The 7,570-nt window shown below is 69.0% G+C and carries 8 protein-coding genes; 4 read left to right on the forward strand and 4 right to left on the reverse strand.

All coding sequences use genetic code 11. From position 1 onward, the window contains the following. Positions 1 to 2: 2 nt before the first annotated feature. A complete protein-coding gene (locus tag E6C64_RS18490; protein ID WP_233255724.1) occupies positions 3 to 683 on the reverse strand; it encodes an HAD family hydrolase in 681 nt (226 codons plus the stop codon). Between the two features lie 60 nt (positions 684 to 743). Beyond that, on the reverse strand, positions 744 to 1,604 hold the full coding sequence (locus tag E6C64_RS18495) for a pentapeptide repeat-containing protein (protein ID WP_136429262.1): 861 nt from the start codon (positions 1,602 to 1,604) through the stop codon (positions 744 to 746). Positions 1,605 to 1,748: 144 nt separating this feature from the next. On the opposite strand from E6C64_RS18495, the gene E6C64_RS18500 reads away from it, so the two are divergent. After that, a complete protein-coding gene (locus E6C64_RS18500) occupies positions 1,749 to 3,032 on the forward strand; it encodes a coproporphyrinogen-III oxidase family protein (protein ID WP_136429264.1) in 1,284 nt (427 codons plus the stop codon). A gap of 168 nt (positions 3,033 to 3,200) precedes the next feature. On the opposite strand, the gene E6C64_RS18505 is transcribed toward E6C64_RS18500, so the two are convergent. Then, complete coding sequence (locus E6C64_RS18505; RefSeq protein WP_233255725.1) at positions 3,201 to 3,578, reverse strand: DUF4870 domain-containing protein; 378 nt, start codon at positions 3,576 to 3,578, stop codon at positions 3,201 to 3,203. 147 nt (positions 3,579 to 3,725) lie between these two features. Continuing rightward, positions 3,726 to 4,205, reverse strand: coding sequence for a DUF4870 domain-containing protein (locus E6C64_RS18510; protein WP_136429266.1), 480 nt, complete (start codon positions 4,203 to 4,205; stop codon positions 3,726 to 3,728). Positions 4,206 to 4,446: 241 nt separating this feature from the next. On the opposite strand from E6C64_RS18510, the gene hrcA reads away from it, so the two are divergent. From hrcA to E6C64_RS18525, 3 genes are all read left to right on the forward strand, one after another. Then, a complete protein-coding gene (gene hrcA / locus E6C64_RS18515) occupies positions 4,447 to 5,481 on the forward strand; it encodes a heat-inducible transcriptional repressor HrcA (protein WP_136429268.1) in 1,035 nt (344 codons plus the stop codon). Between the two features lie 137 nt (positions 5,482 to 5,618). After that, positions 5,619 to 6,731 carry a molecular chaperone DnaJ gene (dnaJ, locus tag E6C64_RS18520; protein ID WP_136429273.1) on the forward strand — a complete coding sequence of 371 codons (1,113 nt, stop codon included), beginning with the start codon at positions 5,619 to 5,621 and terminating at the stop codon, positions 6,729 to 6,731. An 8-nt stretch (positions 6,732 to 6,739) separates the two neighbouring features. After that, complete coding sequence (locus E6C64_RS18525) at positions 6,740 to 7,519, forward strand: 16S rRNA (uracil(1498)-N(3))-methyltransferase (protein ID WP_136429275.1); 780 nt, start codon at positions 6,740 to 6,742, stop codon at positions 7,517 to 7,519. Positions 7,520 to 7,570 lie beyond the last annotated feature (51 nt).

Genomic DNA, 7,570 nt, shown 5'->3' on the forward strand with positions numbered 1-7,570 from the left:
AGTCATTCGACGAGCGAGCGTAGCGTCGACCGCAGCTCCGAAAGCCCGCTGACCAGATCGTCGAGGACGACGACGGCGCCGGTCTCACGCAGGTCGTCGACGGAGAAGATGCCTGTTGCGACGGCGATGAACGGAATGCCCGCCGTCGCGGCGGCGAGGTCGTCGCTCGGTGTGTCGCCGATGATCACGCTCGGCTGATCGAGCAGCGCGGCCCGCGCAGCCGCGGTGATCTCGCTCCGCTGACGGGCGCGGTCACCGAAGAACGAGTGCTCCCAATCGAACGCATCGGTGTCTATCCCCGCGCCGCTCAGCTTGGCTCGCGCACGGGTCGGGGAGTTGCCGGTGAGCAGGGCACTGGTCCAGCCCTCCTGCGCGACGGCGGCCAGCGCCGCGTTCACTCCGGGCGTCGGTTCCCTTCGATGGCTGCTCGTGCTCGCGACGACGGACAGCTCATCGAGCTTGGCGCCCACGGCGCCATGCAGCTCGGGATCGAGCTCATACTGCGCCAGCCGCTCCGCGATGATCTGGCCGTCCGTCTTGCCGTGCTCGCCGGGTCGGGTGCCGCCGGGCGCGTAGCCACTGACGAACTCGATCGCCTCGTCGTAGAGGCTGCCCGCCCTCGCCCCGTTCATCAGCAGCGTTCCGTCGACATCCCACAGCACGTACTTGGTCACCGTCTCCACGATTCCACATCCGAGACGGGGTCCGGCCACGATGCAGCGGCCTGCGAAGGTCGGTTCGGATCAGCCCTGGGCTGAGCGGCTCCAGCGCGACGGGCGCAGGAAACCGTCGGGCAGAGTGGTCCGCTCGTCGCCGCGAGCTCCGTTCACCTGCATCTGGGTGAGGAACAGCGCGTCCGCGAGACGCGCCCCTCGGACGTCGGCATCCCGCAGGTCGGCCCCCAGCAGATCGCAGAGCGCGAGGTCGGCATCCCGCAGATCGGCGGCGATCAGGAGGGCACCCCGCAGATCGGCACCCCGCAGATCCGCGCCGTGCAGGTCGACGCCCATGAGGTCGGCTCCGGGCCGGATCCTCTTGCTCCTTCCGCGAGCGGGAGCCGTGGCCTGACGCCGGACGAGCCGGCTCGCCTCGATGAGGAGGGGCCGGGCGGTGTCGAACTCCCGATCCACGTCGAGCTCGGCGAGGCTTTCCGGAGCGGAGTCCGCCAGCTGGAGCACCCGCGAGAAGAGGTTCTCCAGGGCACCGGCCAGCTGCGCCGGAGGTCGCATGCCCAAGGCCTGGTCGAGATGCCAGAGCAGCTCGTGCAGGCGACGCACGATCGGGAAGACGGTGAACATCTGGGTTCGGACCAGGGGATCCTCCCTCCATGACCGTCCGCCGAAGGTCTGTTGCGTCACCTTCTGTCCCGCACCGAAGCAGTCGAACGAGGTGCAGCCGACGAGTCCGCGATCGTCGAGGCTTTCGTGGATCCGGCAGGCGTTGCCGACGTCGAGATGTCGGCATGGATCGCCGGCGGCCTTGTCATATGGGAAACCCGACGTCCGTGCGAACGCAAGAGCGACGCAGCACAAGCCGACGCAGTTGGCGCAGTCTGCACCCAGATCCGCGCGGCGGCCGAGCTCGACCCGTGTTCGCGATGCCATCTGCTGAATCGTACGGGTCGATGGCCGCGCAGGTCGGTCGCGGTCTGTGTGCGCGAAACCGGCGGATGCCTACGTAATTACGTGCACATGGAGCCGGAACGTACACACCGACGGGGAGGGGATGCGACGGGGGAGAATGGACGGATGGCCTCCGCCCTTCCGCTCGGCGATCCTGCACCCGCCGACGGGAGGCTGCCGGATCAGGTGATCGAGGGCGCCGCCGAGCGCGATCTCGGCATCTACCTGCACGTGCCGTTCTGCCGCGTCCGCTGCGGGTACTGCGACTTCAACACCTATACGGGCGACGAGCTGCGGGGCGAGCGGCGCTCCGACTACGCCGGGCAGGCTGCCGCAGAGGTCGCCTTCGCGGCAGACGTGCTGCATGAATCGGGGCTGCCCGACCGGCGGGCCGCAACGGTGTTCTTCGGGGGAGGGACTCCGACGATGCTGCCGGCATCCGACCTCATCGGAATGCTCGGCGCCGTGCGCGACCGCTTCGGTCTCGCCCTCGGGGCAGAGGTCACCACCGAGGCGAACCCCGACTCCGTCGACGAGCGTTATCTCGAGGAGCTGGCCGAAGCGGGCTTCACCCGGGTCTCCTTCGGCATGCAGTCAGCGGTGCCGCACGTGCTCGCCACCCTCGATCGCACCCACGATCCCGACCGCATCCCGTTGGTCGTCGAGTGGGCGCGTCAGGCGGGGCTGGCCGTGAGTCTCGACCTGATATACGGGACTCCAGGGGAGAGCCTCGACGATTGGCGGAGATCGCTCGAGACGGCGATCGCGCAACGGCCCGATCATCTCTCGGCCTACGCGCTGATCGTCGAAGAGGGCACGGCGCTCGCCAGGCGCATCCGCTCCGGCGAGCTCGCCGCCCCCGACGACGATCTGCAGGCCGACATGTACGAGCTCGCGGATGAACTCCTCGGTGCTGCGGCGTACGGGTGGTACGAGGTCAGCAACTGGGCGCGCGCCGAGGATCCCGTCGCGACCGCCGAGGCGGGCATGCTGCCTTCATCCTCGCCGCGGACCCCGGACAGCCGATTCGTCTCCCGACACAACCTCGCCTACTGGCGAGGCGCGGACTGGTGGGGGATCGGCCCAGGCGCGCACAGCCACGTGGGCGGCGTGCGCTGGTGGAACGCCAAGCATCCGGCGGCTTATGCCGAGAGGATCCGGGCGGGAGTCTCGCCGGCGGTGGGCAGGGAGACTCTCGATGCGTCGACCCGCGAGCTCGAGCGGATCCTGCTCGAGAGCCGCACCCGCGCCGGGTTGCGAGTCGCGTCGCTCGCGCCTGACGCCCGCCGCGCGGTGGCGGGCCTCATCGCGGATGAGCTCATCGACCCGGCCGCAGCCTTCGTCGGACGCGTCACGCTCACCCGCCGCGGTCGTCTGCTGGCCGACGACGTCGCCCGCCGCCTCACCTGAGCGTCCTCCGCCCACCGGCGCATCTCGCTCGGCACATCGAAAACGCACGGGCACGTGAACTTCCACGTGCCCGTGCGTCTATGGCCAGCCCGGAGCTGAGCGCCCGGCTCGAGTCGGGCGTCAGGCCCCGATGAAGTCAGGCCCCGATGAAGTCAGGCCTTGATGAAGTCAGGCCTTGATGAACTGGATGGCCAGCGGGAATCGGTAGTGCTCGCCCCGGTTGGCGGCCATCGCCGAGAGGATCCCGAACACGATCGCCAGGATGTAGACGGCGATCAGTGTGAAGAAGCCGATGACCAGGAAGAACAGGATGTAGGAGACGATCAGCGCCCCCGTCACGGTCAGCTGCCAGTTGAGCTCCTGACGGGCGTGGTCGCGGATGAATCCGCCGCGGTCCTTCAGTAGCAGGTAGCCGATCAGCGCGCTCAGCCAGCTGAAGAAGATCCCGGCGATGTGCAGCAGCGTCGAGTACAGCCGCTGGTCTTCCGGTGACATCAGGGTCGGGGCGGCGGCGTACGGGCCGGGGGGAGGCGGAGTGGCGGACATGTCATTCCTTGTCTGATCAGGACGATCGGCGCCGGTGGCCGCACCGGCGGTGCAGCAGGCGCCATGCTGTGGCGGCTCACTAAAGCAGTGCGGGTCGGAGACCGAAGTCTCCGACCCGCAGGATTCCGCCGCGGTGGCGGAACGGGATTACTTGATGAAGCGGAACGCGACCGGGTAGCGGTAGGCCTGACCGCCGTTGACCTTCACGCCGCCGATGATCGACAGCACGATGTTGGCAAGCCACAGCAGACCGGGCAGCCAGCCGATGACGCTGATCAGGCCGTAGGCGTTGGTGAAGAGAAGTGCAGCACCGAGGATCGCCACGATGATGTTGAGCGCGATCCAGGCGATGAAGAAGGTGATCTGCCAGTTGAGCGCCTCCTTCGACTCCTGGCGCACGAACGGGCCGCGGTCCTTGAGGATCAGGAAGATCAGCAGCGCCGGCAGCGGGCCGATGACTCCGCCGAAGTGCGAGAGCGACGCCCACAGCTTGTCGTCAGAGGCGGAGAGCGGCTGGGCCGGTGCGGCCTGGGCGCCGGGTGCGTACGGCTGTCCGGGAGGCGGTGCGTAGGGCTGGCCGGGCTGGCTCGCGGCCGGCTCCTGCGGGGGGAGAAGGGGGTCGGTCATGGTGGGCCTTTCGAGAGGGAGACTGCGGATGCGCCTAACACGTCTCGATCGTCGCGAGCGACAGCGCGAGCACGCTCACAAGGTACTCCCAGTCCGAATCGCCTGCAATGAGGTATGGCGCGCGTCGTTCACAGGGCGTAACGGCCGATCCGGGATAGGATTGGCACTCGCTGCAACGGAGTGCCAGTCGCGGGATCCCGACGGATCGGGAACTCGGGCTGGCCCAATCGGATGAGGTCGAATGGTTTCCGATCGAGGTCTCGAGGTGCTGCGCGTCATCGTGCAGGACTACGTGGCGTCGCGGGAGCCGGTCGGCTCGAAGTCCATCGTCGACCGCTACGGCTTCGGCGTCTCCGCCGCGACCATCCGCAACGACATGGCGCTCCTCGAAGAGGAGGAGCTCATCGCGGCTCCGCACACCTCGTCCGGTCGGGTGCCGACCGACAAGGGCTACCGCGTCTTCGTCGACCGCCTCACCGAGCTGCGTCCGCTGAGCGCCCCGCAGAAGCACGCCATCGAGGTCTTCATGGGCTCGTCGGTCGACCTCGACGATGTGCTCTCGCGGAGCGTGCGCCTGCTCTCGCAGCTCACCCAGCAGGTCGCGCTCATCCAGTACCCGACCCTCTCGCGCACCACCGTCCGGCACATCGAGATCGTCCAGCTCGCCCCCGCCCGCCTGCTCACGGTGCTGATCACAGACGGCGGCCGGGTCGAACAGAGGGTCATCGACACCCCGTCCGATCTCGATCCGGACTTCCTCGACGAGCTGCGCGCTCGGATCAACGCTTCCCTGGGCGGCCTCGCGCTGGTGGACGCCGCCGAGAAGCTCCGGGATGTGCTCGCCAGCTTCCCGCCCAACCGGGCATCCCTCGTGGAGCCGGTGACCCGCTCGCTGACCGAGCAGGTGCTCGCGAACCGTCAGGACCGCTTCCTGATGGCCGGCACCGGCAACCTCGCCCGCACCGAGCGGGACTTCCCGGGCAGCATCCATCCCGTGCTCGACGCCATCGAGGAGCAGGTGACCCTCCTCAAGCTGTTCAGCGAGATGGCGCACGATCAGAACGGGCTGCAGAACGGCGTGGCCGTCAGCATCGGACGCGAGAACACCGCGTTCGGACTCGGTGAGGCATCTGTGCTGTCGACGGGATACAGTTCCTCCTCTGGCGAACTCGCCCGCCTCGGCGTGCTCGGTCCGACCAGAATGGATTACTCGAACAACATGGCGGCCGTGCGCGCCGTCGCCCGCTACCTCTCCCGCCTGCTCGGTGAGGCGTGACGGATCTGTCAGGCGATCGCCTGCCCATCGGACCGCCGTGCCCGCGACGACCTGGGTCATCCGGAGCTGTCATCGAGCCGCGTCATCGAGCTGTGTCATCGAAAGGCCTGAATCTGTGAGAAAGACAGCGGTGAGCCGTGGCTGACCATTACGAAGTGCTCGGAGTCTCCCGCGACGCCACCACCGACGAGATCAAGAAGTCCTACCGCCGGCTGGCGCGCGAGCTGCACCCCGACGTCAACTCGGGTGCGGACGCCGCAGAGCGATTCAAGGACGTCACCCACGCCTACGACGTGCTGAGCGACCCGCGCCAGCGTCAGGACTACGACAACGGCGGCCGCGGCAACGGCGGCGGCGGCTTCGATGGCGGCTTCGCGGGCTTCGGGGACATCTTCGAGACCTTCTTCGGCGGCGGCGGTCAGCGCGGCGGAGGACCCCGATCCCGCCAGGAGCGCGGCCAGGACGCTCTGTTGCGCGTCGAGGTGGACCTCGAGGACGTCATCTTCGGCACCCACCGAGACATCGAGGTCGACACCGCGATCATGTGCGAGACCTGCAAGGGCACCTGCTGCCAGCCCGGCACCAGCCCGGTCACCTGCGACATCTGCCGCGGAAGCGGACAGATCCAGCGCACCGTGCGCTCGCTGCTCGGCAACGTGATGACCACCAGCCCCTGCGGCACCTGCCGCGGCTTCGGCACCGTCATCCCCAACCCGTGCGTCACCTGCCAGGGCCAGGGCCGGGTGCGCGCCCGCCGGAGCATCCCCGTCGACATCCCCGCCGGCGTCGAGACCGGCCTGCGCCTCCAGCTCCCCGGACAGGGCGAGGTCGGACCGGCCGCGGGCCCCAACGGCGACCTGTACCTCGAGGTCAAGGTCCGCCACCACGAGACCTACAGCCGCAGCGGCGACGACCTGCTCGCCACGCTCGAGGTGCAGATGTCGGATGCGATCCTCGGAACCACGACCCACCTCAGCGCCCTCGACGGCGACGTGGAGGTCGAGATCCGGCCCGGAACGCAGAGCGCCGACATCCTCACCATCAAGGGCCGCGGCGTCACGCGGCTGCGGGGCCAGGGTCGCGGCGACCTGCGGATCGGGGTCCAGGTGGTCACCCCCACCAAGCTCGACCGGCACGAGCGCGAGCTCATCGAGCAGTTCGCCGGCCGGTACCGCAAGCAGCAGCCCTCGCTCTCGCACTTCCAGCAGGGCCTGTTCGGCAAGCTGCGCGACCGCTTCATGAACGTCTGATCCATCGGATGGTGCACTTCTACCTGACCGACGTGCTGACCGACGTCGCCGTCGGAGACACGGCGCGAGTCTTCGGGCTCGAGGCGCGTCACGCCTCGACCGTGGCGCGCGTGCAGATCGGCGAGGTCATCGCGCTCGGCGACGGCAAGGGCATCGTCGTGCAGGGGGAGGTCCTCTCCACGACCGCCGCCACGCTGGCGGTTGCCGTGACCGATGTCACAGTGACGCCGCCACGCGAGCCGAGCCTCACCCTTGTGCAGGCGCTCGCGAAGGGCGACCGGGACGAGATGGCGGTCCAGGCGGCGACCGAGCTCGGCGTGGACCGGATCATCCCGTGGCAGGCGGACCGCAGCATCTCCCGCTGGTCGGGGCCGAAGGCGGAGCGCGGACTCGAGCGCTGGCAGATCATCAGCCGCGAGGCCGTCAAGCAGTCCAAGCGGCCGTGGGTGCCCGTCGTCTCGCCGCTCGCCGATCTGCGTGACCTCGAGACCCTGGTGACCGAGGTGCGCACGGTCATCCTCGAGCCGACAGCGACCGACGGCCTCGGCAAGTTCGTCAACATGCTGAAGGCGCCCGTGCGCGGCGAGGGCGGCAAGTTCCGCGCGAAGCCGGTGCCGGACCTCGCCATCATCGTCGGGCCCGAGGGCGGGGTGGCGCCGCGCGAGCTGGCGGCACTCGTCGCCGCGGGTGCGACCCCCATCAAGCTCGGCGACGAGGTCCTGCGCACCTCCACCGCCGGCCCTGCAGCCATCGCCGTCCTCTCCCTCCTCCTCAAGCGCTGGGGCTAGCCGACCGGTTTCGAGACGCGCGTTCCTCGCTCCTCGACCAACGGGGTGGGT

This window comes from Naasia lichenicola, assembly GCF_004801885.1.
Lineage (GTDB): Bacteria > Actinomycetota > Actinomycetes > Actinomycetales > Microbacteriaceae > Naasia > Naasia lichenicola.

What these genes read in the sequence shown, in the direction of transcription:
- hrcA (WP_136429268.1), top strand. Translation starts at nt 4,447, where the DNA reads ATGGTTTCCGATCGAGGTCTCGAGGTGCTGCGCGTCATCGTGCAGGAC.
- E6C64_RS18500 (WP_136429264.1), top strand. Translation starts at nt 1,749, where the DNA reads ATGGCCTCCGCCCTTCCGCTCGGCGATCCTGCACCCGCCGACGGGAGG.
- E6C64_RS18525 (WP_136429275.1), top strand. Translation starts at nt 6,740, where the DNA reads ATGGTGCACTTCTACCTGACCGACGTGCTGACCGACGTCGCCGTCGGA.
- E6C64_RS18505 (WP_233255725.1), bottom strand. Translation starts at nt 3,578, where the DNA reads ATGTCCGCCACTCCGCCTCCCCCCGGCCCGTACGCCGCCGCCCCGACC.
- E6C64_RS18495 (WP_136429262.1), bottom strand. Translation starts at nt 1,604, where the DNA reads ATGGCATCGCGAACACGGGTCGAGCTCGGCCGCCGCGCGGATCTGGGT.
- E6C64_RS18510 (WP_136429266.1), bottom strand. Translation starts at nt 4,205, where the DNA reads ATGACCGACCCCCTTCTCCCCCCGCAGGAGCCGGCCGCGAGCCAGCCC.